The following is a 26,777-nucleotide window of genomic DNA, read 5'->3' as shown; positions in this document are numbered from 1 at the left end:
GGTCGGGGGGATGACCGCCGTGGGCTGGCCCTCCCCGGGTCTGGTAGAAGGCCGCCATGCTGACCTCCATCACGGTCGAGAACTTCCGAGGCATCGAGCGGCTCCACGTCGAGGGACTGGGGCGCGTGAACCTCATCATTGGAAGGAACGACAGCGGGAAGACGGCGCTGATGGAGGCGCTGCTGTTGGCACGCGACCCTCGAAATGCAATTGGCATCCTGACTGCTCGGCAGCGCATGCGTGTCGCCAGCACCAACAATGCAGACCTGGCTGACTTCGATGAGTTCTGGCTGCCCATCTTCCACCGGATGGATGCTCTCGCTGGCTTTCGCATCCACAGCACTTCATTCGCGGATCGACCTTCGACGCTTGCAGTCACAAAGGAGCCTGTAGACGAGCCCATGACGATTGACGGCGTCAGAGCCTCTGTCGTCATTCCTGCGTGGACCTTGAAAGCCACCGTCACGGGCGGGCGCCATGAGACGACCTCCGTCATCGACCAAACAGCCACGGGTGAGAAGCTCCCAACGGCGCAAACAAACATTCCAAGCCGTTGGATCTCCCCGAGCCCAGTCATTGGTAGCGAGGACATCCGAGCTTTTTCAAAGCTCAAGCAGCAAGGGCGTGATGAAGCGGTAACAGAGCTTCTCCGCTATGTGAACGATCAGATCTCAGGAGTCGAACTGCTCGCGCCAACGGGCAACCGTGTGAGTGTCTACGTTCGCTTACGACGCGAAGGGCTGGTTCCGCTCCTCATGATGGGGGAAGGAATGAAGCGCTACTTCGAGTTCGCGGTTTCGTTCGCAGCCACAGACGGCGCTTCGGTCCACATTGATGAGATCGAAAATGGCCTCCATCACAGCGTGATGGAGCCCTTGTGGGCCTGGATCTCCAGAGCGACCCAAGCGAAATTCGCTCAGGTCTTCGCGACAACGCACTCCGAGGAGTGCGTCCAAGCCGCTTCACGCGTCTTCAAGGCACAGAATGACGTCGGACTACGCGTCATTCGGCTCGACAAGCAGGAGCATGAAACCAAGGCCGTCGTCTATGACCGCGACCTTGTTGAAGCCGCCGAGCGGATGGGAGTGGAGATCCGCGGATGAGCCTTCCTGGCAATGGTCCATTTCCCACAAGGCCTTTCGGCTTGCTGCTTGTGGAAGGCGGAGACGAGCAGAAGCTCTGTAAGGCTGTCGCAGGCCCTACCGTTTGGAGTGGACTCGTCTGCTGGAAGGCCAGTGGACGCGCAGCTCTTCCGACTCTGGCGAAGCTCGCGCTCCTGGATCCCAGCTTCGATCATGCGCGCAGTGTCGGCGTCCTGCTCGACATGGAAGATGACTTGGCAGAAACCCATGCCCTCATTGAACGGATCCGCGCAGCACTCAACGTCACCACGCCTTTCGTGCACGGCGCCTTCGTTCCAGGCGCCGCCCCCAAGGTGGGCATCTTCGTCTCACCGGACGGACAGCAGACCGGCAGCATCGACGGGCTCTGCAAACAAGCCGTGCGGAATCCGGCGCTGGCCTCCTGCGTGGACACCCTCGTCGCTTGCGCAGGACAGCCTCACACCACGCAGGCGCGCGGCATGAAGGGCTGGCTCGATGCGTACCTCGCCATGCAGCCCGAGCCTCTTCGTCTGCACCAAGCGCTGGACAACTCCAAGGTCTTCGACCTGAACCACGCGGCCTTCACCCCGCTCCGCGCCTTCCTCCAAGCCCTCTGACTTGCGCCCGGTGCGCGGACACCGTTAGCCTCCCCAGCGGTCGAAAAACGGCGGACCGGTTCGGTGAGCCCCGGTCACTTCCATGGTGGAAGCGCTTGTCCGTCTCCTTCGGGATTCAGGACCCACGGCCCTTCGAAGGCATTCGTGTGCCTTCGCGAGGTCCACCATGAAGCTGAATCACCTTGATCTGCAGGTCCCCGACGTCCAGGCCACCGCCCGCTTCTTCATGCGCTACTGCGGCTTCACGTCGCACGCGAAGAACCATGACTCGCCCGCCATCGCCATGCTCGGCGGGACGGATGGCTTCGTGCTCATCCTCCAGCGCCGCAAGCGCGACTCCGACGTCTTCCCCGAGGACTTCCACGTCGGCTTCCTCCAGGACTCCGAAGCCCCCGTGCTCGCCTTCCGTGAGCGCGTGAAGGCAGACGGCCTGGAGGTGTCCGACGTCATCCGCAACAACCGGGGCACCCTCGTCTACTGCCGCGCTCCGGGCGGCATCCTCGTGGAGGTGAGCTGCCGCCCCTGAAAAGGGTCAGCCGGTGCTCTGAAGCGTGAGCTCTTCCCGGGACGTGGACCTCCACTCCCGGGAGTGCCAGTCGAGCTGCTGGGGACGCGGCAGCTTCCATTCGAGCTGACGCACCCGGGGAAGCTCGACGGGCCTCGGCCGCGTGGCCATCCCCTTCCCACTCACGATGCGGATCAGGCGCATCAACTGGTCCCGGTCGAGACGGATGCGCCCGTAATGGGAGAGCTGGATGGCCTCCAGCTCCGCCGCATCGATGCGGGAGCCATGGTGGGCAACGTAACGCGCGAGCCGGGGTCCCAGCGCGTAGTGGAGCTTCCGCGCCGTGAGGAGGGACCGGACCACACAGAGGCCCGCGTAGGGGTTCTCCTCCAGGTTGATGTCGAGCACCTGCTCACGGACCGCGCGGAAGAAGGGTTCTCCATAGACCCGCCGCGCACGACCCTTCCGGGTGTCCAACTCCGCGGCCACGGCTTCCACGTTGAGGAACGTCGTCCGGGGCAGGTGCGCGAAGTCCCCGCCATGCACCAGCTTCTGCTGGAAGGCCCAGGTGGATTCCAGGGTCCAGATGTCCACGGGGAGTTTCTGAACCTGGAGATGCAAACCTCCGAACCGGTTGACCCGGACCAACTCCCGGGAGAACGCGGCTCGCAGCGCGGGCCCCGTCGCGCCCGCCACGACCAGGTCCACGTCCCGGGGCGCCGCCGTCGCCGACACGGCCAGCAGGTCCCGCAGCGTGCCGCCGAAGACGAAGACGTGCCAGTCATGCTCCCGGAAGACGTCCAGGAGCGACCGCATCGCACCGTGCCAGGGATGCGGCACACGGGTGACGAAATCGCTCAGACGCTTGCGCAGGACCCGCCGCGGGTCATGGAGGATGGCGCTATCCGTGGGTGAGCTGCGCATGGAGGCTGCAAGCAAAGGTGTCTGTCATTCCACAGACGTAGTCGGTCACCAACTGGATGCGATGGTACAGCGGAGGAAGGCTCGAGTTCTCGCAGGCGGACTCGAACGCGGTCCGGTAGTTCCTCGACAACAGGTTGTAGACCTTGCCTTCAGGGCTCTTGTTGAACTTCTTCCAGTCCTTGCCCGCGGTGTCCACGGGGACCGGACACCCCTGAGCCCCCTCCCAGAAGATGTCCATCAACCCATGGATGACCCGGCGGCCCAGGGTCTCCAGCCGGAGCGTCTCCGGGGCGTTGTAGACGCGCTCGCGCCCGAAGCGCTTGCACACCTCGATGAGCCGCGACGCCCCACTGGCACCGATGAGGTCTCCCTGCTCCAGCGACTCTCCCTGCATGAGCCGCGCGTAGTTCCGCTGGAAGGCCGCGAGGATTTCCCGCTTGGCGTGACCAATGACCATCGTCCGGAAGTGCTGCGCGAGAGCCTCGTCCCGAGCCCGCCCTTCCAGCGGCGTGTCCGCCTTCTCGATGTAGTCATGGACGCTCTTGAGGACGGTCTTCGCCATGCCCGAGTCGTCGTGCTTCTCCAGGAAGGCTTCGACCTCCGGCCAGCCTACGAGGCCCTTCTTGACCCCGTCCTCGATGTCCACGGTCGCGTAGACCATGTCGTCACAGGCCTCGACGAGGTACGCGATGGGGTTGCGCGCGGTCCCGGTTCCGGTGAGCGACCGGACCCTGTCCACAAGGCGCTGCTCCGAGGCGAAATAGCCGGGCTTCTTCCTGTCGGCGGGACCGGTGTCGGACGTCTCATCCGAGGCCGCCGTGTATTTCATCGCGGCCGACAGCGTGCCCACCGTCAGGTTCAGCCCGTAGGAATCCGCGAGCAGTTGAAGGCGCGACACGATGCGCAGCGTCTGGGCGTTTCCCTCGAACCGCAAGAAATCACTCCGGAGCTGGCCGGCACGCACGGTCGCGGTCTCTGCCTCATGAAGAAGCCCCTGCCCCTCCGATCCGAAGTGCGTCCGGAACCAACTCCCAATGGCCTCTTCGCCCGCATGGCCGAACGGAGGATTTCCCAGGTCGTGAATGAGGCCGCACGTCGCCGCGATGGCCTCGATGTCGAGCACCTGCTGGCTGGAATCGAGGTGGCCCTCGCGCAGCATCCAGCGGGCCGCGCCACGCGCGAGTCCCCGGGCCAGCGTCGAGACCTCCAGGGAATGCGTCAGGCGCGTCCGGACCGCGTCGTTCGGCTCCAGCGGAAACACCTGGGTCTTGTCCTTGAGGCGCCGGACCGGAGTGGAGAAGACGGTCCGGTCATAGTCCCGATCGAACTCGGACCGGCCATCGTCCTCCAGCGAAGCAGAGGCCCGTCCGCCCTCGGCCTCGCGGATCCGCGTGTCACACAGCAAGCGCTTCCAATCCAACGCCATGGTGTCCCCCCATTTCGACGACGCCGCCGAACCTAGCGGGGAGGTCTGACATGAGAGGACCCGGCGCGTGTCTTCAGCCGCTCCGCGCCATGCGGAGCGGCGCCTGTTCTCCGGCGTCCTCCATGGGCGGCACGTAAGGCCAGCCCTTCAGCGGCCCCTTGCCGGCTTCGCGCGTGAGATAGTCCGCCGCGATGTTCGCGCTCTCCATGATGGTCAGGAGCCCGCTTCCCGGGTGCGTCCCTCCGCCCACGAAGTACAGCCCCTCCACCTGCGCGTTCTTCACTCGCGGCCGCAGCGGGCCCAATTGCATCCAGGTGTGCGACAGGTTGAACACCGCTCCCCGGAACACGTTGAAGTCGTCCCTCCACGTCTCCGCCGTGAAGTAGCGCTCAGCCTTCACGTGCTCTCGCAATCCCTTGATGCCCACCTTCTCCAGCATCTTCGGGATGCGCTCGCGCAGCGTCGCTTCCGTCTTCGCCCAGTCCACCGGGCGCGCCGTGTTGGGCGTGGGCACCAACACGTACAGCGTCGAGTGCCCCTTCGGTGCTCCCGTGCCGTCCGTCACTCCCGGGTTGCACACGTAGAAGGGCGGGTCGTCCACGTCCACCGTGCGGTCCTCCAGCGCGTCCTTGTCCGTGCGCCTCGCGCTCTCCGACAGGTAGATGAGGTGGTGCGGCAGGTCCGCGTACGTCGTGTCCAACCCGTAGTACGCCATGAACGTGCTGCACGAATACTTCGCCCGCTCCAACGCCCCGTCCGACAGCCTCGAGCCCTCCCGCAGCTCCGGCGCCAACAGCTTCTGCGCCGCGTACGCCAGGTCCGCGTTCACCACCACCGCGTCCGCGTCCAACACCTCGCCGCTCGCGAGCTTCACTCCCACCGCGCGCCCGGCCTCCGTGCGCACCTGCTCCACCGCCGTGCCCATCCGGAACGTCGCGCCCAGGTCCTGGGCGCACTTCATCATCCCTCGCGACAGCTCCCGGAAACCGCCCTGCACGTGCCACACGCCGAAGCACAGCTCGATGAACGGAATCACGCTGAACACCGAGGAGCACGTCGTCGGGTGCAGCCCCAGGTACTTCGACGGGTACGCCAGCGCGTACGTCATCCGGTCGTCGTGGAAGAACGAATCCAGCTGCCGGTAGAGCGTCTGCCACGGCTTGAAACGCAGCGTGGGCGCGAGCCTCCAGGGCGCGTAGTAGTCCAGGCTGCCCGCGTTCGTGCAGATGAACTTCTCGTACGCGAGCGCGTACTTCCTCCTCCCGTCCTCCATCCACTCCTGGAGCGCGCGCCCCTTCCCTGCTCCGAACTTCTCCAGGTCCTGGCCCATCCGCTCCAGGTCCTTGCGCGTGTCCAGGTGCGTGCCGTCCCAGAAGTGCACGCGCGTGTTCGGGTCCACCGGCACCAACGTGACGTAGTCCTCCAGCTGCTTCCCCGCGCGCCAGAAGATCTGCTTCAGGATGCCCGGCAGCTGGAGGATGGACGGGCCCGTGTCCACCGCGTACTCGCCGTCCTGCCCGAGCGTGAGGCCTTTCATCCTGCCGCCGGGCACCGCGTCCTTCTCCACCACGGTGACCCGGAAGCCCTGCCCCGCGAGGTTGATGGCGGCCGTCAGGCCTCCCGGGCCCGCGCCCACGACGATGACGTGCTGAACCATGTGCCTCACGATGCCCGGCCCCATGCCACCTGGCGACATCCCTTGAGGACGGCCCGGACGAAAAAGCGTTTCCGTCCGGGACTCCTGGCGTCCCGCCGGGCGTTGGCTTCAGGCAGAGGCCCCACGCCATCCCCTCGGAGCGTTCTCTGGAAGACGGGCCCACATCCTGAATCCCCAGGGTGACCTGCCTCCTGTAGCCTGCGACGCGCATCCATGAATCCCCCCTCGGAGGCCGGCCCACAGGAAGTCCTGCTGTTCACCCTGGAGCGGCAGCGCTACGGCCTGCCCGTGGAGGATGTGCGCGAGTTGGTGCGCGCCGCGCGCCTCACGCCCCTGCCCCAGGCCCCCGACGTGGTGGAGGGCCTGCTCAACCTGCGCGGTGAGCTGCTGCCCGTGCTGGACCTGCGCCGCCGCTTCCGCCACCCCGCTCGCGCCCTGTCCCCCATGGACCACTTCATCGTCGCCTCCACCGGTGGACGGCTGGTGGCGATGCGCGTGGACCGGGCCGAAGGGCTGCACGCCGTCACCCCCGGGGAGTGGGACCCGTCTCCCCGGGAGCTGCCGGGCGTGGGGTACGTGGCCGGCGCCGCGAAGCTGACGGACGGGCTGGTGCTCGTGCACGACCTGCGCTCCTTCCTCTCCGAGGCGGAGGCCCTGCAACTCGACACCGCGCTCGGAGCCCTTCCGGAGCCTGCTTGATTGGCGGCGTCCTGCCCCCGGGATTCAAGGAGGTGCTCGCCCTGGTGGAGCAGCGCGCCGGGCTCGCCGCGCCCAGCTGCCTGGCCGCCGCGCTGGAAGGCATCCAGCGCGCCATGGCCCGCGCCAACCAGGACGACGTGGAGGTCTACCTGCGCGAGGTGTCGTTCGACAACGCGCTCCTGGACGACCTGCTCACCGAGCTCACCATCGGGGAGACGTACTTCTTCCGCACCCACGAGCACTTCGACCACCTGCGCCGCGTGGTGCTGCCGGAATTACACGAGCGCCAGGGGCCCGGCCACCTGCTGCGCGCGTGGAGCGCGGCGTGCTCCTCCGGCGAGGAGCCCTACTCCATCACCGCGCTGCTGATGGCCGAGGGCTGGGAAGACCACATGACTGTGCGCGCGACGGACGTGTCGCGCACGGCGCTCCGCCGCGCCCAGCAGGCCCGCTACACGGATTGGTCCCTGCGCGGCCCTTCCGCGGACCGCATGCGTCCCCACCTCAAGCAGGAGGGCCGCTTCTACCAGCTGTCGCAGGACGTGAAGCGCCACGTGCAGCTGGGCTACCTCAACCTGGCGCTGGAGACGTGGCCCTCGGCGGAGAGCGGCCTCTGGCAGTTGGACGTCATCTTCTGCCGCAACGTCCTCATCTACTTCAACCGCGCCACCATCGAGGGCGTGGCGCGCAGGCTCCATGCGTCCCTGGACGACGGCGGGTACCTGTTCACGGGTCCGTCGGATCCGCCGCTCGGGGACTACGCGCCGTTCGAGCCCGTCCTCACGGAGTGGGGCGTGCTGTACCGCAAGCCCCTGGCCGGCTCGAACGCCGGGCACTTCGTCCCGCTCCAGCCCCTGGCGCCGCTGCGCGCGGATGGCACGCCCTTCACCGTGGGCACGCCGGGTGCTGTCTCCAGCGGTCGTCCCGGAGCGGGTTCGCTCCCCGCGGTGGCCCCTGGAGCCTCCGCGTCTCCGGGAGCCCGGCCGTCTCCGGCGGGAGGTTCCTCGGGAGTCGCGCCGGGGGTGTTCACCGCCGGAGCGGATGGTGCGACCGCGGGTGTCTCCCCGCCGTGGGCGTCAGGGACCGGCACGTCAGCCTTGGGGATCGGCTCCCATGGCGGCGCTCCCATTTCGGGCCTCGGGCCTGCCGGCGGTGGTGCGCCCTCGTCGGCGGGAGCCCTCTCCGGCGGCGCTCCCGCTTCGGGGGCTCCGACGGCTCGCACCGGCGATGCGTCCACGTCTGGCACGCGCACCCGCTTCACGCTCAGCGTGGAGGCCCTGGAGGCCGTGCGGGTGGCGCTGGCCCGCGGCGACTGGCGCGAGGCGGCCCGGCGGGCGGGGGCCCAATCGGCCGACCCGGAGGGCGCCCTGGCCGCGGTTCGTGCACTGGCCAACCTGGATCCGCGCGCGGCGCTGTTCGCCTGCGAGGAGGCCTCGGTTCGTCACCCACTGGTCGCCGGTCTGCGGTATCTGGAGGCCCTGCTGCTCCTGGGACAGGCGCGGCTGTCCGACGCGGAGAGAGCCGCCCGGCAGGCGCTCTACCTGGAGCCGGGGCTCGCGGTGGGCCACCTGCTCATGGGCCACGTGCTGCGCCGGCAGGACCAGGCCGCCGCCGCGGCCCGGTCCTACCGCGAGGCGGAAGGGCTGTGCCGGAAGCTGCCGCCAGAGGCGCTGGTGCCGCTGGCGGAAGGTGAGCGGGCCGGAGCGCTGGCGGACGTGGCCCGCGCGGAGTGGCGGCGCCTGGAGCGGACGGAAGGCTAAAGAGGCGAGCGGATGCCGAAGCGCGAGGGAAACATCGACTGGGACAAGGCCCGGGCCCGGATGGAAGCGCTGGAGCGCGCCACCGAGGCGCGCGACACCCTCACCGACGAGGCGGCCCTCGCCGCGCTCGACGCGCGCGCCCTCGCCCTGGCCCGCCCGGCGGAAATCCCCGTGCTGCCCGGCAGCCAGCGGGAGATGGTCCGCTTCCGGGCCGCGGGCCAGCTGTATGCCCTGGAGTCGCGCTTCATCCTGGAGGTCATGCGCGCGCCGGAGCTCACCCTGCTGCCGGGCTCGCCGCCGCTGCTGCGCGGCCTGACGCTCTTGCGTGGAGAGGTGCTGCCCGTGGTGGAGCTGGCGCCGCTGTTCGGCCGGCCCTCGGCGCAGGGCACCGGCCCCGTGCTGGTGGTGGGCACGGCCCGCGCGGAGCTGGGCCTGCGCACGGATGAGGTGATGGAGGTGGCGGTGCTGACGGTCACGGAGCTGTTGCCCGCGCCCTCCTCCCTGGAAGAGGAAGCGGGCGCGCTGGTGTCCGGCGTCAGCCCCGACGGCACGCTCGTCCTGGAGGGAGAGGCCCTCCTCGCCGACGAGCGTCTCGTGTTCGAGCTTTCCGAAGAAGGAGTCGCATGAGCATCGGGAATCGCATCGCGCTGGGCTTCGGGCTGTCCCTGCTGGTCCTGCTGATCATCGCCGGAGTGGCCTTCCAGGGCGCCCAGCAGCTCACCACCACCACGGAGGGCCTGCTGGAGGCCCACAACAACTACAAGATGCTGCGCGAGGCGCGCGCCCTCATCGTGGACGCGGAGACCGGCCAGCGCGGCTTCCTCCTCACCGGCGACGAGAGCTACCTGCGCCCGTACCAGAACGCCCTCACCGAGCTGCGCGCGGACATGGACGCCCTGCGCCCCGCGATGGCGAAGTACCCCGACCAGCGCTCGCGCTTCACGAAGCTGGAGCCGCTGGTCGCGAGCAAGCTGGACGAGGTGGCCGACACCATCCGCCTGCGCCGCGAGCAGGGCTTCGAGGCGGCCCAGACCGTGGTGAAGACCAACCGCGGCCAGCGGGAGATGGAGGTCATCCGGGAGCTCATCGCGGAGATGCGCGAGACGGAGGAGGACCGCTGGAGGCAGTACTCCGACGCCGCCACCCAGGCCGCGCAGCGCAGCGTCTGGGTGCTGGCGCTGGGCACCCTCCTGGGCCTGGCCATCGTGGGCGTGGGCAGCTTCGTCATCACCCGCGGCATCACCGACCCCCTGCGCAAGCTCACCTTCGGCGCGGAGCAGCTGGGCAAGGGCGACCTCACCCACCGCATCGACGTGCGCGGCAAGGACGAGATGGCCGACCTGGCCGGCGCCTTCAACGCCATGGCGGAGCGCCGCCAGCAGGCGGAAATCCAGCTGGCGAAGCAGTCCGAGCAGCGCGAGCACACGCTCAAGACCGTGGCGGAGTTCGTCAACCAGCTGGCCGGCGCGTCCTCCGAAATCCTCGCCAGCACCACCGAGCAGGTGGCCGGCGCCCAGGAGCAGGGCACCGCCGTCACGGAGACGGTGAGCACCATCGAGGAGATCACCAAGACGTCGGAAGAGGCCGCCGGCCGCGCCCGCGCCGTGAGCGAGTCCGCCCGTCACTCCGAGGAGGTGGGCCGCTCCGGCCGCCGCGCCGTGGAGGAGGCGGTGTCCTCCATGGGCGCCGTGCGTGACCAGGTGGAGTCCATCGCGTCGCGCATCCTCGCCCTGGCCGAGCAGGCCCAGGCCATTGGCGACATCATCACCACCGTCAACGACATCTCCGAGCAGACGCACATGCTCGCGCTCAACGCGTCCATTGAAGCGAGCCGCGCGGGCGAGCACGGCCGCGGCTTCGCCGTCGTCGCCTCCGAGGTGAAGGCCCTGGCGGACCAGTCCAAGAAGGCCACCGCGCAGGTGCGGCAGATCCTGGGACAAATCCAGAAGGCCACCCACGGCGCGGTGATGACCACGGAGGAGGGCACCAAGAGCGTGTCCGCCGCCACGCGCGTCGTCACCGAAGCGGGCGCCACCATCCAGCAGCTGGCGGACCTGCTCACGCAGGCGTCGCTCACGGCCGCGCAAATCGCCGCGTCCGCCAACCAGCAGGCCACCGGCATCGGGCAGATCCGCCAGGCGATGCACGACGTGAACCAGGCCACGCAGCAGGGGCTCATCTCGTCGCGGCAGACGGAGCGCGCGATGCAGGACATCAACGCCATGGGCCAGAAGTTGAAGGGGCTGCTCGGGGAGTTCGGGCGCTAACCCATGGATCGCGACAGGCTGGCGCAGGCACTGCTGGACTCGTTCCTGGAGGAGCTGGAGGGGCACGTCGTGTCCCTCAACCGGGACCTGCTCGCGCTGGAGCAGGCCCCGGCGCGCGCGAAGGAGCTCGTCCCGGGCATCCTGCGGACGCTGCACAGCGTGAAGGGCGCGTCTCGCGCGGCCAGCGCCAGCATGGTGGAGAACGCCTGCCACCGCATGGAGGAGGTGCTGGAGCCGCTCATCCACGGGCGCGCGCCCTCGCCGGACCTCTTCGAGCTGTGCTTCGCCACCGTGGACGCGCTGGACGACGCGGGCCGCCGCCTGGCCGCGCGCCAGGACCTGTCCGGCTCACCGCTGGAGGCGCTGCTGCCCCAGTTGGAGCAGGCCGCGCACGGCTCGCCCACCCAGCCTCCAGTGCCCGCGCCGAAGTCGGCGCCGCCCGCCCCTGCTCCCCACGAGAAGCCCGCGGAGGCCGAGCCGGAGCTCTCCTTCCCCTCGCAGGCCAGCGGGGAGATGCTGCCGGTGCGCGTGTCCGGGCAGAAGCTGGACGCGCTGCTGGGCCGCAGTGGTGAGTTGCGCGTGGCGATGCTGCGCCTGGAGGGCCACGCCGAATCCCTGGAGGCGCTGCGCGACGACGTGATGGGGCTGCGCGAGCGGGTGCGCGGCACGCAGTCCGAGGCGACGCTGCGCCGCGTGGAGCTGGAGCTGGCGCGGGTGGCGCGCGTGCTGGCGCAGGACCGCCGCGCGCTGTTCCAGTCCTCCACCGGCCTGGATGATGAGGTGCGCCGCGCGCGCATGCTCCCCTTCGAGGAGGGCTGCACCGGCCTGGAGCGCGCCGCGCGCGACGTGGCGCACAGCCTGGGCCGGCGCGTGCGCATGGAGGTGCACGGCGGCGGGCTGGACCTGGACCGCTCGCTGCTCCAGTCCCTGCGCGAACCGCTGCTGCACCTGGTGCGCAACGCGGTGGCGCACGGCCTGGAGGCGCCGGAGGAGCGCGTGCGCCACGGCAAGCCGGAGGAGGGCCGCGTGGTGCTGTCCGCGCGGCTTCGCGGCAGCCGGGTGGAGGTGGCGGTGGAGGACGACGGGCGTGGCCTGGACCTGGAGGCGCTGCGCGAGCGCGCGCGGGCCCGGGGCATGGAAGCGCCCGAGGACGACGAGGACGCGGCGCGGCTCGTGTTCCTGCCGGGCCTGTCCACCGCGGCGAAGGTGACGGCGGTGTCCGGCCGGGGCGTGGGCCTGGACGTGGTGCGCGCCCAGGTGGAGGCCCTGCGCGGCAGCGTGGAGGTGGCCTTCAAGGCGGGCCAGGGCACCCGCTTCACGCTGGACGTGCCCCTCACCCTGAGCACCCTGCGCGTGCTGCTGGTGTCCGTGGGCGGGCAGGTGCTGGCGCTCGCCAGCGAGGGCGTGGACCGGCTGTTGCGCCTGGCGCCCTCCGACGTGCGCGAGGTGGAGGGCCGCATGTCCTGGGTGACGCCGGAGGCGCTGGTGCCGCTGGCGTCGCTCGCGGGCGTGCTGGAGTTGCCCCCGGGGCCGCCGAAGTCGCGGCCCCCCGCGGTGGTGCTGTCCGCGGGCACCGCGCAGGCGGCGCTGGTGGTGGACGAGGTCATCGCGGAGCAGGAGGTGCTGGTGCGCTCGCTGGGCAGCCGCGTGAAGCGGGCCCGGCACGTGGCCGCCGCCGCGGTGCTGCCGGATGGGCGCATGGCGCTGCTGCTCAACCCCGCGTCACTGGTGCGGGCCGCGGGGGGACGCCCCTCCGCCCAGTTCTTCCCCACGCCCAAGGAGCAGGCGGTGCGCCGGCGCGTGGTGCTGGCGGACGACTCGCCCACGACCCGCATGCTGGAGCAGAGCATCCTGGAGGGCGCCGGCTACGACGTCACCGCGTGCGCGGACGGCGCGGAGGCGTGGGAGCGGCTCCAGGCGGGCGGCGCGGACGCGCTGGTGCTGGACGTGGAGATGCCGCGCATGGATGGCTTCCAGGTGACGGAGGCCGTGCGCACCTCTCCGCGCTTCGGACGGGTGCCGGTGGTGCTCGTCACGTCGCGAGAGAAGCCCGAGGACAAGGCGCGCGGCCTGCAAGCCGGCGCGAGCGCGTACATCGTGAAGAGCGCGTTTGACCCCACGAGTCTGCTGGAGACCCTGAGGCGACTGCTATGAAGACCGAACCGTTGCGCATCCTGGTGGCCGAGGACTCGCCCACCGCCCGGCGGCTGCTGGTGGAAATCCTGCGCACCGACCCGGCGCTTACCGTGGTGGGTGAGGCCAAGGACGGCCTGGAGGCGGTGGAGCTGTGCCAGCGCCTGCAGCCGAACCTGGTGACGATGGACATCCAGATGCCGCGCATGGACGGCCTGGACGCCACCCGCCGCATCATGACGGAGGTGCCCACGCCGGTGGTGGTGGTGTCCACGCTGGTGGAGCGCGACATCCAGACGTCCATGGCCGCGCTGAGGGCCGGGGCGTTGGCGGTGCTCCAGAAGCCGGTGGGCCCGGAGTCGCCGGACTTCGAGGCGGACAGCCGCCGCCTGCGCGACACGCTCAAGGCCATGGCCCAGGTGAAGGTGGTGCGCCGCTGGCCGGACCGCTCCGCCACGCCGCTGCCCCCGCCGGAGTCGACGCCCACGCCCGGCACACGCCCGCCCGCCGTGCTGGCGCTGGCCGCGTCCACGGGGGGCCCCGCCGCGCTCCACCGCATCCTGTCCGACCTGGGCAGCCACCCCTCCCCGCCCCCCATCCTGGTGGTACAGCACATCGCGCTGGGCTTCGGCTCCGGCCTGGCCACGTGGTTGGGCACGGCCACGAAGCTGCGCGTGAAGGTGGCCGAGGACGGCGAGCCCCTCGTCTCCGGCACGGTGTACCTGGCCCCGGATGACAAGCACCTGGGCGTCACCCAGGACCAGCGCGCGCAGGTGTCCGGCGCCGCGCCCATCCAGGGCTTCCGCCCGTCCGCCAACTGGCTCTTCCGCACCGTGGCCCGCGCCTACGGGCAGACGGCCCTGGCGGTGGTGCTCACCGGCATGGGCCAGGACGGCCTGGACGGCATCCGGGACCTGCACCAGGCGGGCGGGCGGGTGATCGCCCAGGACGAGGCGACGTCCGTGGTCTACGGCATGCCCGCAGTGGTGGTGGGCGCCAACCTGGCGCACGAGGTCCTGCCGCTCGGGCAGATTGCCCGCCGGCTGCTGGCACTGCTCCAGCCGGGGGGTCGGCTCAGCTGAAGTGTTGGTTGAGTGAAATTCATACGCCGGAGTTGGCGGGCGGAATGGCGGGCCTGGAACGGAGTGTCAATATCGGGTCCAATCCGGGCACCCCCTCGCCCCTTCTCCCCGATGAGCGCTTTGACAATCGGTCTGGCCTACGAAGCGGTGTTCGCCGCCATCCCCGACCCTGCCTACCTGCTGGATGGCACGGGCCGGCTGGTGTCGTGTAGCGCGGCGGGCGCCCGGGCGCTCGGCCGTGAGGCAGGCGCGCTGTCGGGCCGGCACTGGAGTGAGCTGGGGCTGCCGCAGGAGGCACTGACCGCGCTGGAGTCCGCGCGCGTCCGCGTGGTGACGCTGCGCGAGTCCACCACCGTGGAGGCGCCGTGGCCGGGCGCGCAGGGCATCCGCCGGCACGCGCTGGTGCTCACGCCGCTGGGCACGGACGCGGATGCGTCCCCGGTCGTGCTGGTGACGGCGCGGGCGCTCACGGAAGCCGAGGCCGTCTATTCGCGCGCGCTGGAGCTGGAGCAGGCCGCGCGCGCGGAGGTGGAGACCGCCGAGCGCCGCCGGTCCTTCCTGTACCAGGCGATGACGACGCTGTTCACGCACCCGCCGGATCCGCAGGGCATGTACACGCTGCTCGCGCACCTGGCGGTGCCGGACCTGGCGGACTGGTGCCTGGTGGACGCGCTGGAGCAGGGCCCGTGGGTGGGCCGCGCGGCGGTGGCGTGCCTGGACCCGACGCAGCAGGAGCGCGCCCGGGGCCTGCCCATGCGCACGGAGGTTCGCGACGACGCGCCGGTGGGCCTGTTGCGCGTGCTGCGCACGGGCGAGCCGGAGCTGGTGCCCGCGGTGACGGAGTCGCTCTTGCGCGCGGCGGCGGCGGAGCCCGCGCACCCGGCGATGCTGGAGGCGTTGCAGGCGCGCTCGTACATGATCATCCCGCTGCGCGCGCGCGGCCACACGCTGGGCGCGGTGACGTTCGTGAGCTCCGGCTCCGGCCGCCGCTACGGCCCGGACGACCTGGCGCTGGCGGAGGACCTCTGCCTGCGCGCGAGCCTGGCCATCGACAACGCTCGGCTGGTGGGTGAGTCCCGCCGGGCGGCGCGCGCTCGCGAGGACCTGCTCGCGGTGGTGTCGCACGACCTGAAGAACCCGCTGGGCGTGGTGCAGCTGGGCGCGGCGCTGCTCCTGCGCGGCACCGCGGGCAAGCCGGGCGGCGAGGCGGTGGCGAAGCAGGCCACGCGCATCAACGACGCGGCGGAGCGCATGTCGCGGCTCATCAGCGACCTGTTGGACTGGGGCCGCCTGGAGGCGGGCCACCTGCCGCTGGAGCTGGGCGAGCACACCGCCGTGGCGCTGGCCACGGAGGCGCTGGAGGCCATCCGGCCGCTGGCGGAGGCCAAGGGGCTGCACCTGGAAGCGGACCTGCCCACGGAGGGCCTGCGCGTGAAGTGCGACCGCAGCCGCGTGCTCCAGGTGATGGGCAACCTGCTGGGCAACGCCGTGAAGTTCACTCCGCCGGGCGGCACGTTGGCGGTGAAGGCGGTGATGCGCGGCGGCGAGGTGTCCTTCGACGTGCGCGACACGGGCAACGGCATCACGCCGGACGCGCTGCCGCACATCTTCGACCGCTACTGGCAGGCGCGCGACGCGGCTGCCCGCGGCACCGGCCTGGGGCTGGCCATCGCCAAGGGCCTGGTGGAAGCGCACGGCGGCTCCATCCGCGCGGAGAGCATCCTGGGCACCGGCAGCGTCTTCAACTTCACGCTGCCCGTGGCGCACGTGGGCATGCCCGTCGCCGCCCCGCAGGCCGCGGCCTCCGGTGGCATGTCGCGTCCGCGCGACACCTACGAGCACTGAGTCAGCGCCCCTTCCTCCGCGCGGGCGGGGTGAGCACCTGCCGCGCGTGCTCCAGGAAGGCGCGCAGCGCGGGTGACACCTGCGCTCGGCTGGGGAAGTAGAGGAAGAGGCCCGGCACGGACGCGGCGTACTCCTCCAGCACGCGGCGCAGCGTGCCCGCCTTCAGCTGCCTCTCCACCTGGGACTCCAGCACGTACGCCAGGCCCAGGCCGGCCTCCGCCAGCCCCAGCCAGACGCGCTCGTCGTTGGTGGTGACGGCGCCGCGCACCGGCAGCCGCCACGTGCGCGAGCCCTTCTCCAGATCCCACGGCAGCAGCGCACCGGTGTTGGACGAGCGATAGGTGAAGCAGTCGTGATGGAGCAGGTCCTTCGGCTTCACCGGTGTGCCGTGGCGCTCCAGGTACTCCGGAGTGCCCACCACGACGAAGCGGAACGGGGGCGCGATGCGCACCGCCACCATGTCCCGCTCCAGGTACTCCTCCAGCCGGATGCCCGCGTCGAAGCCCTCCGCGACGATGTCCGCCTTCCGGTTCTCCACCACCAGGTCCAACTCCACCTGGGGATGGCGCTCGCGGAACGAGGCCAGCAGCGGCGTGAGCACGAAGGGCAGCGCGGTGGACGGCAGCGTCAAGCGCAGCGCGCCCGTCAGCGTCCCGGGCCGCGAGGACGCGTCCTTGAGGGCGCCCAGGGCCTGCGCCACGCCCGGCCCGGCCTGCTCCACCAACCGCCGCCCCGCCGCCGTCACCGCCACGCTGCGCGTCGTGCGCGACAACAGCGGCACACCCAGCCGCTCCTCCAACTGGCGCACCGTGTGGCTCAGCGCGGAGGCCGACACGCCCAACTCCGCCGCCGCGGCCGCGAAGCTTCGGTGCCGGGCGACAGCGAGGAACTGGTGCAACGCATTGAGCGGAGTGAGAGCCATTCCTGAGCTTTCTTCAGGAGTCCATCCAGATTCCAGACCTACTCCCGGAAGCGCCCATTTCCTATCCCTTGTCCTGTCTCGCGAAAGCAGCACCCTTCCCTAGCGCGAGCAGGAGTCCTCCCATGGCATCCCCCACCCTGCCCCTGTCCGGCCGCATCGCCGTCATCACCGGCGCCTCCAGCGGCATCGGCGCCGCCACCGCCCTGCGCCTCGCACGGGACGGCGCGAGCGTCGCCCTGCTCGCGCGCAGCAAGGAGCGGCTGGACGCGCTCGCCTCCACCATCACGCAAGGGGGTGGCCGGGCGCTCGCCCTGGGCACCGACGTGCTGGACGCGCGGTCCGTGAAGGAGGCCGCGAAGGCCATCGCGGGCGAGCTGGGCGTCGCGGACCTGGTCCTCAACAACGCCGGCCTCATGCGGCCCACGCCCATGGAGGCGCACCCCACGGAGGACTGGGAACAGATGATCGACTTGAACGTGAAGGCCAGCGTGCGCGTCGTGGAGACCTTCGTGGAGCCGCTGCTGGCGGCGGCGAAGGCGGGCGGGCGCTCGGACCTCATCAACGTGTCGTCCGTGGCCGCGCAGGCGGTGTACCCGAACTTCAACGTCTACGGCGCCACCAAGGCCGCCGTCACCCACCTGTCCCGTCACCTGCGCGCGGAGCTGGGCCCCCGCTTCGTCCGGGTGATGGCCCTGGAGCCGGGGCTGGTGGACACCGCGCTGCACGACGGCAACACCGACCCGGGCGCGCGAGCCTGGCTGGAGGGCGCTCGGAAGTCGCTCACCTGGATGTCGCCGGAGGAGGTCGCGGGCATCATCGCCTTCGCCACCGCCCTGCCGCGGCACATCAACTTCCAGCAGCTCACCCTCATGCCCACCCAGCAGGCCTGAGCCGCTCCCCACGCCTGTTGCCGAGGTGGCCTTCAGCGTGCCATGCAGGCGCCTTATGTCCTTCCTGCATCAGGCGCTGGTGTTCCTGGCCGCCGCGGTCGTCGCCGTGCCCCTCTTCAAGAAGCTGGGGCTGGGCTCCGTGCTGGGCTACCTGGCGGCGGGCGCGGCCATCGGGCCGTATGGCGCGGGCCTCATCTCCGACGTGGAGAACGTCCTCCACACCGCCGAGCTGGGCGTGGTGCTGCTGCTGTTCGTGATTGGCCTGGAGCTGCAGCCGTCGCGCCTGTGGAACCTGCGCCGCTCCGTGTTCGGCATGGGCGGCGCGCAGGTGGTGCTGACGGGCCTGCTGCTCGCGGGCGTGTCGAAGGCGCTGGGCCTGTCCTGGAACGCGGCCATCGTCGCGGGCTTCGGCCTGTCGCTGTCCTCCACCGCGTTCGCGCTCCAGCTGCTCGGGGAGAAGAACCAGCTCACCGCCGAGCACGGTCAGCTGGCCTTCGGCATCCTCCTGTTCCAGGACCTGGCCGTCATCCCACTCCTGGCCGCGCTGCCGCTCCTGGGCCGGTCCGACACGCCGTCCACGGAGCCCGGGTGGCTGATGGCCGTGAAGGCCGTGGGTGCGGTGCTCGTGGTGGTGGTGGCGGGCCGACACCTGCTGCGGCCGGTGTTCCGCGCGGTGGCGTCCGTACACAGCCAGGAGCTGTTCACCGCGACGGCGCTGCTCGTCGTCGTGGGCACCGCGACGCTGGTCAGCGCGGTGGGCCTGTCCATGCCGATGGGCGCGTTCCTCGCGGGCGTGCTGCTGTCGGAGTCCGAGTACCGCCACGAGCTGGAGGCGGACATCGAGCCCTTCAAGGGCCTCTTGCTGGGCCTGTTCTTCATCGCCGTGGGCATGTCCTTGAACCTGGCGCTGCTCGCGCGCGAGTCCCTGCGCGTGCTGGCGCTGGTGCTGGGCCTCACCTTCCTCAAGGCGCTGGTGCTGTACGGGCTGGGTCGGGTGGGGCTGAAGAAGCCGGGCTCCGCGGAGAGCCTGGCGGTGGTGATTTCGCAGGGCGGTGAGTTCGCCTTCGTCCTCTTCTCCCTGGCCGTGTCCTTCCACGTGATGGAGCGCGAGCAGGCGGACCTGCTGGTGCTGGTGGTGGGCCTGTCCATGGTGGTGACGCCGTTCCTGTCCGCCATCCACGAGCGCTGGGTGGCGCCGCGATTCAAGAACAAGGGCCCTCAGCGCGAATACGACGTGTCCCCGGAAGAGGACCACCCGGTCATCATCGCGGGCATGGGGCGCGTGGGTCAGGTGGTGGCCCGCCTGCTGCGCGCGCGCCGCATCGGGTTCACCGCCATCGACGCGAGCGCGGAGCACATCGACTTCATCCAGCGCTTCGGCAACCAGGTGTTCTACGGCGACGCGTCCCGGTTGGATTTGCTGCGCGCCGCCCGCGCGGAGAAGGCCAAGGTGTTCGTGCTGGCCATCGACGACATGGCCGCGTCCCTGCGCACCGCGCAGATGGTGAAGGAGCACTTCCCGCACCTGACCATCTACGCCCGGGCGCGCAACCGCGAGCACGCGTACCGGCTGCTGGACATGGGCGTCACCCATCTCATCCGTGAGACGTTCGACGCGAGCCTCACCATGGCCGGAGACGTGCTCCAGGAGATGGGCCTCACCTTCGCGGAGGCCCGCCGGTCCGTGGAGCGCTTTCGCGAGCACGACGAGGCCCTGATGCTGGAGAGCGCCAAGGTCTTCAAGGACGAGAAGAAATTCATGGAGGTCATCGTCCGCGCGCGCCGCGAGCTGGAGCTGTTGTTCGAGAAGGACGAAGCCGAGCAGAAGTCGGTCTGAGGGGGGACGCACGACCAATGAGCGCCGATACCGCTGGCCACTCGAAGTCCTCCCGCCTCTACCTCTGGGTGCTGGCCGCCATCTTCGCGGGGGGCCTGCTGGGCCACTTCGCGCCGTCCACGGCGGTGAAGCTCAAGCCCTTGGGCGACGCGTTCATCGCGCTGGTGAAGATGCTCATCTCCCCGGTCATCTTCCTGACCGTGGTGCTGGGCGTGGCCAACGTGGCGGACATGAAGAAGGTCGGCCGGGTGGGCGGCAAGGCGCTGCTCTACTTCGAGGTCATCTCCACGTTCGCGCTCATCATCGGCGCGGTGGTGGTGACGGTGCTCAAGCCCGGCTCCGGCTTCAACGTGGACCCACGCACGCTGGACGCGAGCGCCGTGGCCCGCTTCGCCCAGCAGGCTCATGACCAGTCCACCGCGGGCTTCCTCTTGCACATCATCCCGCGCACCTTCGTGGACGCCTTCACCGGCGAGGGCGACCTGCTCCAGGTGCTGCTCCTGGCGCTGCTGTTCGGCTTCTCGCTCACGGCCATTGGCGCGACGGCGAAGCCCGTGGTCGTCCTCTTCGAGGCGCTCTCCAAGGCCTTCTTCCACATGATTGGCACGGTGATGAAGCTGGCGCCCATTGGCGCGGGCGCGTCCATGGCCTTCACCCTGGGCGCCTACGGCGTCACCAGCCTGGGCCCGCTGTTGCGCCTGATGGGGTGCTTCTATCTGGCGTGCGTGCTCTTCGTCGTGTGCGTACTGGGGCTCGTCGCTCGGGTGACGGGCTTCTCCATCCTGAAGTTCCTGCGCTACATCCGCGCGGAGCTGTTCCTGGTGCTGGGCACGTCGTCGTCCGAGTCCGCGCTGGTGCCGCTGATGCAGAAGCTGGAGCGGCTGGGCTGCTCCAAGTCCGTGGTGGGACTGGTGGTGCCCAGCGGCTACTCGTTCAACCTGGACGGCACCAACATCTACCTCACCATGGCGGCGCTGTTCGTGGCCCAGGCGCTCAACGTGGACCTCACGTTCACGCAGACGGCCACGCTGCTGGGCGTGGCGATGCTCACGTCCAAGGGCGCGTCCGGTGTGACGGGCGCGGGATTCATCACCCTGGCCGCCACGCTGGCGGTGGTGCCGTCCGTGCCGGTGGCGGGGCTGGCGCTCATCCTGGGCATCGACCGGTTCATGAGCGAGGCGCGCGCGCTCACCAACTTCATTGGCAACGGCGTGGCCAGCATCGTCGTGTCCCGCTGGGAGAATGAGCTGGACCGCGAACGGCTGCACGCGGAGCTCAACGGCGTATCCACTCCCGAGGCGCCGCCCGCCGACGCAGGAACGACTGCCTGATCAGGGGTGCGCCACCGCGTCGCGCACCGCCTCTTTCAGCACGTCCAGGTCCACCGGCTTGTCCAACAACTGCCGGGCGCCCAGCCGCAGGGCCTCCGCGTGCGTCTCCTCGTCGGCGAAGGCGCTGAGCAGCAGCACCGGGCACGCGATGCCCTGCGCGCGCAACCTCCCGAGCGCCTCCAGGCCGGTGCGCCCCGGCATGCGCACGTCGCTGACGATGAGGTCCGGCGGAGCGAGCGTCCCACCGTGGCCCTGCATCATCGCCACGTAGTCACCCAGCTCGAAGCCGTCCTCCACCTCCACCACCGTGTAGCCCGCGCGCGCCAACGTGCGCACGAGCATCGCGCGCATCGCGTCGTCGTCCTCGGCCACCAGGATGCGCGGGGCGTGCGTTGCTTCTCCTTGCGAAGGTGCGTTCGTCATTTGATTGCGGAGGAGCATGGCGCATGCCACGTGCGTCGCCCCATGCCTTCAGGGGCCGTGGATCCGTCGTGCCGCGTGGGTCTCCGGGGCATCCTGCCCCCGTCGGGGCGATGTGCCCCAGGCATGCATGGACATCCTGCCCAGCGTTGGCAGCGCCCCACTCTGGGCCGCGGATTGGCATGGCCAATGCTCTAGCTCCAGTCAGCCCCGCACCCCACACCCCAATCCACACCTCGCGGGCATGACACGGAGTCTCTCCATGAAGCGCACTTCCGCCCTGGTCCTCGGTCTGTCCCTGTCCCTCGCCTCGGGCGCCTTCGCCGCCGAGGCCAAGCCCGCCAAGAGCGCGCCCGCCGCCCAGGCGAAGGCCGGCGCCAAGGCGAAGAAGGCGAAGCAGGGCACCTCCCAGAAGGCCCCCGCCGCCCCGGCTGAAGGCTCGAGCAGCAACTAGCCACGGACTGTCGTGACGCAGCACCCGCGGTACTCGTAGCGTACCTCCCCGGTCCGTGTGTTCCTTCCCCCTCACGCACGAACCGGGGGTTGCCTCTTCCGTGAAGCTCGCTCGCAAATTCACCCTGGCCCTCGTGCTGCTCGCCGTCGCGGTGATGGCCGGGCTCCAGGCGTTCCAGGTCAACCGGGAGCTCGCCCGGTCGGAAATCGACACGCAGCACGACCACCGCCTGCTCGGTCACACGCTGGCCGGCTCCATTGGCAAGGCGTGGCAGTTGGCGGGTGAGTCCGAAGCGCTCACGCTCCTCAACCAGGCCAACCGCTTCCAGGAGCAGGTGCGGCTGCGCTGGGTGTGGCTGGACGGTGGACCGGGCTCCGGCTTCGCGCCGGCGCTGCCCCCCGCCCTGCTGCTCAGCCTGCGCGCGGGCAACGACGGCTGGTTGATGGACGAGTCCACCAGCCCGGGCGTGCTGCGCTCGTACACGCCGGTGTTCCTGGGGCGGCGCATGGGCGCCATTGAAATCACCGAGTCCATGTCCGAGCAGGAGATGCACGTGCGCACCACCGTGGTGGGCACCGTCATCGCCACGGCGGCGCTCTCCCTCTTCTTCCTCCTGGCCGCCATGGCCATGGGCCGCAAGCTGGTGGGCCAGCCCGTGGAGCAGTTGGTGCATCTGGCGGGACGGATTGGCGAGGGCGACCTCACCGCGCGCGTGCCCCTGCGGCGTGAGCGCGGCGACGAACTGACGACGCTGGCGGTGGCCATGAACCGGATGGGTGAACAACTGGAGGAGACGCGGGCCCGGCTGGCCACGGAGACGGCGGCGCGCCTGCGCACGGTGGAGCACCTGCGGCACGCGGATCGGCTCACCACGGTGGGCAAGCTCGCGTCCGGCGTGGCGCACGAGTTGGGCACGCCGCTCAACGTCGTCATGGGCCGCGCGAAGATGGTCTCCTCCGGCGAGGCGGAGGGCGACGAGGTGAACGAGTGCGCACGCATCATCTTCCAGCAGGCCCAGCACATGACCGGCATCATCCGGCAGCTGCTGGACTTCGCCCGGCGCCGCACGCCCTCCCGCGCGCCGGAGGACTTGTCCCTGCTGGCGGAGCGCACGCTGTCCCTGCTCAAGCCCATGGCCACCAAGCGGAGCGTGACGCTGTCCCAGGAGGTGCCCCCGGGCTTCACCGTGGAGGTGGACTCGGGGCAGTTCCAGCAGGTGCTCACCAACCTGGTGATGAACGGCCTCCACGCGATGAACCGGCCCGGCACCTTGCGCGTGCGCTCGCAGGTGCTGCGCTCCACGCCGCCCGCGGACGTGGGCGGCCCGGAGCAGGACTGGGTGCGGCTGGACGTGGAGGACGAGGGCTCGGGCATTCCCGCGGACGTGCTGCCCCACGTCTTCGAGCCCTTCTTCACCACCAAGGACGTGGGCGAGGGAACGGGGCTCGGGTTGTCCGTCTCCTATGGGATGGTGCGCGACCACGGCGGCTGGATTGACGTGAAAAGCGAGCCGGGCCGTGGGAGTTGTTTCTCCATCTACCTGCCGCCAGGGAAGGACGCATGCCAGGCCGCATCCTGATTGTCGAAGACGAGCGCGAGATGCGCGCCATGGTGGAGAAGGGCCTCCAGCGCCGGGGCTTCCAGCCCGTGGCAGTGGCCGCCGCGGACGAGGCGCTCCAGAAGCTTGCCGCCGAGGACTTCGACACCGTCCTCACCGACCTGCGCATGCCGGGCATGGACGGTCTGGCGCTGTGCGAGCGCATCGTGCTCAACCGGCCGGACATCCCCGTGGTCGTGGTGACCGCCTTCGGCAGCCTGGAGACGGCCGTGGCCGCCATCCGCGCGGGCGCCTACGACTTCATCACCAAGCCCATCGACCTGGACGCCCTGGTGCTGGTGCTGGAGCGCGCGGTGCAGCACCGCGCCCTGCGCGCGGAGGTGCGCCGCCTGCGCCAGGCCCTGGACCAGCGCCAGGACGACGGCGCGCTCGTGGGAGAGAGCCCCGCGCTCAAGCAGGCGTACGCGCTCATCGACCGGGTGGCGGACGTGGACGCCACGGTGCTGATTACCGGTGAGAGCGGCACGGGCAAGGAGGTGGCCGCGCGCGCCCTCCACGCGCGGGGCCGGCGCAAGGAGGGGCCCTTCGTGGCCATCAACTGCGCGGCCATGCCGGAGCAGCTTTTGGAGAGCGAGCTGTTCGGCCACGCCAAGGGCGCCTTCACCGACGCGAAGGCCTCGCGCACGGGCCTGTTCGTGAAGGCGAATGGGGGAACGCTGTTCCTGGATGAAGTGGGCGAGCTGCCCATGACGCTCCAGCCGAAGTTGCTGCGCGCGCTGCAGGAGCGCGTGGTGCGCCCGGTGGGTGGGGACACGGAGACGCCCTTCGACGCGCGCATCGTCGCGGCGACCAACCGCGACCTGGAGCTGGCGGTGGAGGAGAACCGCTTCCGCGAGGACCTCTACTACCGGCTCAACGTCATTGGCCTGGAGCTGCCCCCGCTGCGCGCGCGCGGCAACGACGTGCTGCTCTTGTCGCAGCGCTTCGTGGAACAGTTCGCGACCCGCACGGGCAAGAAGGTGGTGGGCCTGTCCCCCGCGGCGGCGCAGCGCCTGCTGGCCTACGGGTGGCCGGGCAACGTGCGTGAGTTGCAGAACTGCATCGAGCGCGCCGTGGCGCTCACGTCCTTCGAACAGCTCACGGTGGATGACCTGCCGGAGCGCATCCGCAACTACAGCACGCCGCGCGTGGTGCCGGAGAACACGGACCCGTCGGAGCTGGTGACGCTGGAGGAGCTGGAGCGCCGCTACATCCACCGCGTGCTGGAGGCGGTGGGCGGAAGCCGCACGCTCGCCGCGCGCATCCTGGGCGTGGACCGCAAGACGCTCTACCGGAAGCTGGAGCGCGGAGACACCGAGCCTCGGGAGGCCAAGGAGCCTCGTGAGCCCAGGAAGCCCTGAGCCGGGGAGGCACGGGGCACGCCTCCCCCCGGGTGACGTCCACCCCCCTTTTTCCCAGCACCTGGGAGCCCCTGGACCATCCGCTCCGGCCAAAACCCTCCGCCATGGGCGCAAGTCACGTCATCCCTCGGGGCGGGCCCCCGCTTTGCCTCGCGCGGGGTATGGTTCCAGGAGGATGCGTTCCGTTCCCGTCCAGAGCCGTGTCTTCTGTCGCGTGGTGGACCTCGCGCGCAAAGCAGGCGACAGGAATGTCACTGACCCGTTTCCTCCAAGAGGTTTCTCCCTACCCTCGGAAATCCACGAGTCCGCGTTTCGCGTAACAGGCAGTCAGGACGCCCGCCGCTGTCCTGGTCCCGTGTTCCGGCATTGAAGCCGGGCACGCTCCGCCGCACTGCTGTGTTTCCCACCTGAAGGAACCCGCTCCCCGTACCCCGACGACCCACCGATGGCCCAAGCTCCTGCCCGCCCGCGTTCCCGTCCTTCCGCCCCGTCCCCGACGGAGGCCTCTGGCCCGGGTCTGCAAACGCTGCTGGAGGCGCTGCCAGAGGCCTTCCTCGGTGTGGACGCGGGCTGGCGCATCACCTGGCTGAGCCGGCGCATGCGCGAGCTGCTGGGGCCCCGCGTCCAGCCGGGCGATGACGTGCGCAAGAAGGTGGCGGACGTGCTGGGCTTGAGCCAGCACCTGCGCCTGGACGTGCCCGCCACCGAGCAGCCCTCCTCCGAGCCCTACGAGCACCGCTGGCACGAAGGCGGCTTCTGCTTCGAGGTGAGCACCCGCCCCGTGGACGGCGGCCTGCTGGTGCACTGCCGCGACATCTCCCGCGAGGTCCAGGCCCGCCACGAGTTGCAGCGCGTGGGCCAGCTCTTCCAGGCGGTGATGGAGGGCACCACCGACGCCATCTACATCAAGGACATGGATGGCACCTACCAGGTCATCAACTCGGCGGGCGCGCGCGCCGTGGGCCGCGACACCGTGGCCGAGGTGCGCGGGCGCACCGACGCGGAGCTCTTCCCGCCCGACGAGGCCCGCATCAACGTGAAGCACGACCGGGACGTGCTCAAGGCGGGCCACCCCCTCACCTACGAGGATTCGCATCAGTCCCCCAGCGGGGACATCCGCGTGTGGCAGTCCACCAAGGGCCCGCTGCGCGACCCGGAAGGGAACGTGTTCGGCCTGTTCGGCATCAGCCGCGACATCACCCAGCGCAAGTGGGCGGAAGAAGAGGTGCTCCGGCACACCGAGTTCCAGGAACACTTGATGGGCATCATCAGCCACGACATCCGCAGCCCGCTCGGCGCCATCATGAACTGGTCGCGCGTGCTCGCGGCCGGTGGGCCCGCGGAGGAGACGGCGCGCACCAGCCAGCGCATCGCCACCGCGGCGGTCCGCATCGAACGGCTGACGCGCCTGCTGCTGGACTTCACCCGCGCCCGGCTGGTGGGCGGCGTGGTGATTGAGCCGCGCGGCACGGACACGCAGGAGCTGCTGGCCAAGGTGGCGCACGAGTTCCGCGTGGCCTTCCCGAAGCGCGACATCGTCGTGGACCACAAGGGCAACACGCAGGGGCACTGGGACCCGGACCGCCTGGCGCAGGTGGTGTCCAACCTGGTGGAGAACGCCCTCAAGTACAGCCCGGCGGACGCGCCCGTGCTGCTGTCCACTCGCGGCCTGCGCAACAAGGTGGTGGTGACGGTCCACAACCAGGGCCGCCCCATTCCGGAAGCCACCCTGCCCCACCTCTTCGAGCCCTTCCGCCAGGGCCCGCAGCAGACGCGCACGCTGAAGATGAGCTACGGCCTGGGGCTCTACATCGTGCGCGAAATCGTGCACGCCCACGGCGGCACCATCGAGGTCACCTCCTCCGAGGGCGACGGCACCACCTTCACCGTCACGCTGCCGCGCCGCGCGCCGCCCCGGAAGGGCCCGCCGCCCGAGCCGCCTTCGCC

At 70.3% G+C, this 26,777-nt stretch carries 22 protein-coding genes; 17 read left to right on the top strand and 5 right to left on the bottom strand.

The features are described 5' to 3' along the window. Positions 1-56: 56 nt before the first annotated feature. The 3 genes from D7V77_RS16165 (at position 57) to D7V77_RS16155 (ending at position 2,246) form a co-directional block, all read left to right on the top strand. Positions 57-1,103 carry an ATP/GTP-binding protein gene (locus D7V77_RS16165; RefSeq protein ID WP_120577189.1) on the top strand — a complete coding sequence of 349 codons (1,047 nt, stop codon included), beginning with the start codon at positions 57-59 and terminating at the stop codon, positions 1,101-1,103. After that, positions 1,100-1,720 carry a DUF3226 domain-containing protein gene (locus D7V77_RS16160; RefSeq protein ID WP_120577188.1) on the top strand — a complete coding sequence of 207 codons (621 nt, stop codon included), beginning with the start codon at positions 1,100-1,102 and terminating at the stop codon, positions 1,718-1,720. The genes D7V77_RS16165 and D7V77_RS16160 overlap by 4 nt, the downstream gene beginning before the upstream one ends. Before the next feature lie 166 nt (positions 1,721-1,886). After that, positions 1,887-2,246 carry a VOC family protein gene (locus D7V77_RS16155; RefSeq protein WP_120577187.1) on the top strand — a complete coding sequence of 120 codons (360 nt, stop codon included), beginning with the start codon at positions 1,887-1,889 and terminating at the stop codon, positions 2,244-2,246. A gap of 6 nt (positions 2,247-2,252) precedes the next feature. On the opposite strand, the gene D7V77_RS16150 is transcribed toward D7V77_RS16155, so the two are convergent. From D7V77_RS16150 to D7V77_RS16140, 3 genes are all read right to left on the bottom strand, one after another. Beyond that, positions 2,253-3,041, bottom strand: a complete 789-nt coding sequence (locus D7V77_RS16150; protein ID WP_147452074.1) for a hypothetical protein — start codon at positions 3,039-3,041, stop codon at positions 2,253-2,255. A gap of 85 nt (positions 3,042-3,126) precedes the next feature. After that, a complete protein-coding gene (dgt, locus tag D7V77_RS16145) occupies positions 3,127-4,575 on the bottom strand; it encodes a dGTP triphosphohydrolase (protein ID WP_120577185.1) in 1,449 nt (482 codons plus the stop codon). 73 nt (positions 4,576-4,648) lie between these two features. Then, entirely contained in the window at positions 4,649-6,232 is a 1,584-nt protein-coding gene (locus D7V77_RS16140) for an NAD(P)/FAD-dependent oxidoreductase (protein WP_120577197.1), read from the bottom strand. A gap of 213 nt (positions 6,233-6,445) precedes the next feature. Between D7V77_RS16140 and D7V77_RS16135 the strand changes: the two genes are divergently transcribed. The 7 genes from D7V77_RS16135 (at position 6,446) to D7V77_RS16105 (ending at position 16,018) form a co-directional block, all read left to right on the top strand. Then, positions 6,446-6,931: a chemotaxis protein CheW gene (locus D7V77_RS16135; protein ID WP_120577184.1), complete on the top strand. Its 486-nt coding sequence runs from the start codon at positions 6,446-6,448 to the stop codon at positions 6,929-6,931. Beyond that, the gene (locus D7V77_RS16130) at positions 6,928-8,691 is read left to right on the top strand and encodes a protein-glutamate O-methyltransferase CheR (protein WP_120577183.1); all 1,764 of its coding nucleotides are present in this window, start codon (positions 6,928-6,930) and stop codon (positions 8,689-8,691) included. The genes D7V77_RS16135 and D7V77_RS16130 overlap by 4 nt, the downstream gene beginning before the upstream one ends. A 12-nt stretch (positions 8,692-8,703) precedes the next feature. After that, complete coding sequence (locus D7V77_RS16125; protein WP_120577182.1) at positions 8,704-9,318, top strand: chemotaxis protein CheW; 615 nt, start codon at positions 8,704-8,706, stop codon at positions 9,316-9,318. Beyond that, on the top strand, positions 9,315-10,958 hold the full coding sequence (locus D7V77_RS16120; RefSeq protein WP_120577181.1) for a methyl-accepting chemotaxis protein: 1,644 nt from the start codon (positions 9,315-9,317) through the stop codon (positions 10,956-10,958). The genes D7V77_RS16125 and D7V77_RS16120 overlap by 4 nt, the downstream gene beginning before the upstream one ends. A 3-nt stretch (positions 10,959-10,961) precedes the next feature. Further along, the gene (locus tag D7V77_RS16115; protein WP_120577180.1) at positions 10,962-13,112 is read left to right on the top strand and encodes a response regulator; all 2,151 of its coding nucleotides are present in this window, start codon (positions 10,962-10,964) and stop codon (positions 13,110-13,112) included. Next, complete coding sequence (cheB, locus tag D7V77_RS16110) at positions 13,109-14,173, top strand: chemotaxis-specific protein-glutamate methyltransferase CheB (RefSeq protein WP_120577179.1); 1,065 nt, start codon at positions 13,109-13,111, stop codon at positions 14,171-14,173. The genes D7V77_RS16115 and cheB overlap by 4 nt, the downstream gene beginning before the upstream one ends. A gap of 111 nt (positions 14,174-14,284) precedes the next feature. Then, positions 14,285-16,018: an ATP-binding protein gene (locus D7V77_RS16105; RefSeq protein WP_120577178.1), complete on the top strand. Its 1,734-nt coding sequence runs from the start codon at positions 14,285-14,287 to the stop codon at positions 16,016-16,018. Between the two features lies 1 nt (position 16,019). Here the strand turns inward: D7V77_RS16105 and D7V77_RS16100 are convergent, their stop codons facing one another. Then, positions 16,020-16,940 (bottom strand): LysR family transcriptional regulator, encoded by a 921-nt coding sequence (locus D7V77_RS16100; protein WP_120577177.1) that lies wholly within the window; start codon positions 16,938-16,940, stop codon positions 16,020-16,022. 122 nt (positions 16,941-17,062) lie between these two features. On the opposite strand from D7V77_RS16100, the gene D7V77_RS16095 reads away from it, so the two are divergent. Genes D7V77_RS16095 through D7V77_RS16085 form a run of 3 tightly spaced genes read left to right on the top strand, consistent with a single transcriptional unit; the run spans position 17,063 to position 20,998 of the window. Then, positions 17,063-17,830, top strand: a complete 768-nt coding sequence (locus tag D7V77_RS16095) for an SDR family oxidoreductase (protein ID WP_120577176.1) — start codon at positions 17,063-17,065, stop codon at positions 17,828-17,830. 55 nt (positions 17,831-17,885) lie between these two features. Further along, the gene (locus D7V77_RS16090; protein WP_120577175.1) at positions 17,886-19,667 is read left to right on the top strand and encodes a monovalent cation:proton antiporter-2 (CPA2) family protein; all 1,782 of its coding nucleotides are present in this window, start codon (positions 17,886-17,888) and stop codon (positions 19,665-19,667) included. A 17-nt stretch (positions 19,668-19,684) separates the two neighbouring features. Next, the gene (locus D7V77_RS16085) at positions 19,685-20,998 is read left to right on the top strand and encodes a dicarboxylate/amino acid:cation symporter (RefSeq protein ID WP_120577174.1); all 1,314 of its coding nucleotides are present in this window, start codon (positions 19,685-19,687) and stop codon (positions 20,996-20,998) included. On the opposite strand, the gene D7V77_RS16080 is transcribed toward D7V77_RS16085, so the two are convergent. Next, the gene (locus tag D7V77_RS16080) at positions 20,999-21,421 is read right to left on the bottom strand and encodes a response regulator (protein WP_233597015.1); all 423 of its coding nucleotides are present in this window, start codon (positions 21,419-21,421) and stop codon (positions 20,999-21,001) included. It lies immediately after the preceding gene. A gap of 259 nt (positions 21,422-21,680) precedes the next feature. On the opposite strand from D7V77_RS16080, the gene D7V77_RS16075 reads away from it, so the two are divergent. From D7V77_RS16075 to D7V77_RS16060, 4 genes are all read left to right on the top strand, one after another. Beyond that, positions 21,681-21,872, top strand: a complete 192-nt coding sequence (locus D7V77_RS16075) for a hypothetical protein (RefSeq protein ID WP_120577172.1) — start codon at positions 21,681-21,683, stop codon at positions 21,870-21,872. Positions 21,873-21,972: 100 nt separating this feature from the next. Then, positions 21,973-23,451 (top strand): sensor histidine kinase, encoded by a 1,479-nt coding sequence (locus tag D7V77_RS16070; RefSeq protein WP_120577171.1) that lies wholly within the window; start codon positions 21,973-21,975, stop codon positions 23,449-23,451. Continuing rightward, positions 23,433-24,830, top strand: coding sequence for a sigma-54 dependent transcriptional regulator (locus D7V77_RS16065; RefSeq protein WP_120577170.1), 1,398 nt, complete (start codon positions 23,433-23,435; stop codon positions 24,828-24,830). Before D7V77_RS16070 ends, D7V77_RS16065 begins: the two co-directional genes overlap by 19 nt. Positions 24,831-25,275: 445 nt before the next feature. Next, positions 25,276-26,777, top strand: a 1,502-nt coding sequence (locus D7V77_RS16060) for an ATP-binding protein (RefSeq protein ID WP_120577196.1), incomplete at its 3' end; no start/stop codon positions are given.

Source organism: Corallococcus sp. CA041A (genome assembly GCF_003612075.1).
Classification (GTDB): domain Bacteria; phylum Myxococcota; class Myxococcia; order Myxococcales; family Myxococcaceae; genus Corallococcus; species Corallococcus exiguus.
Note: the sequence above shows the minus strand (reverse complement) of the source record. Positions and strands in the feature narration are given on the sequence as shown.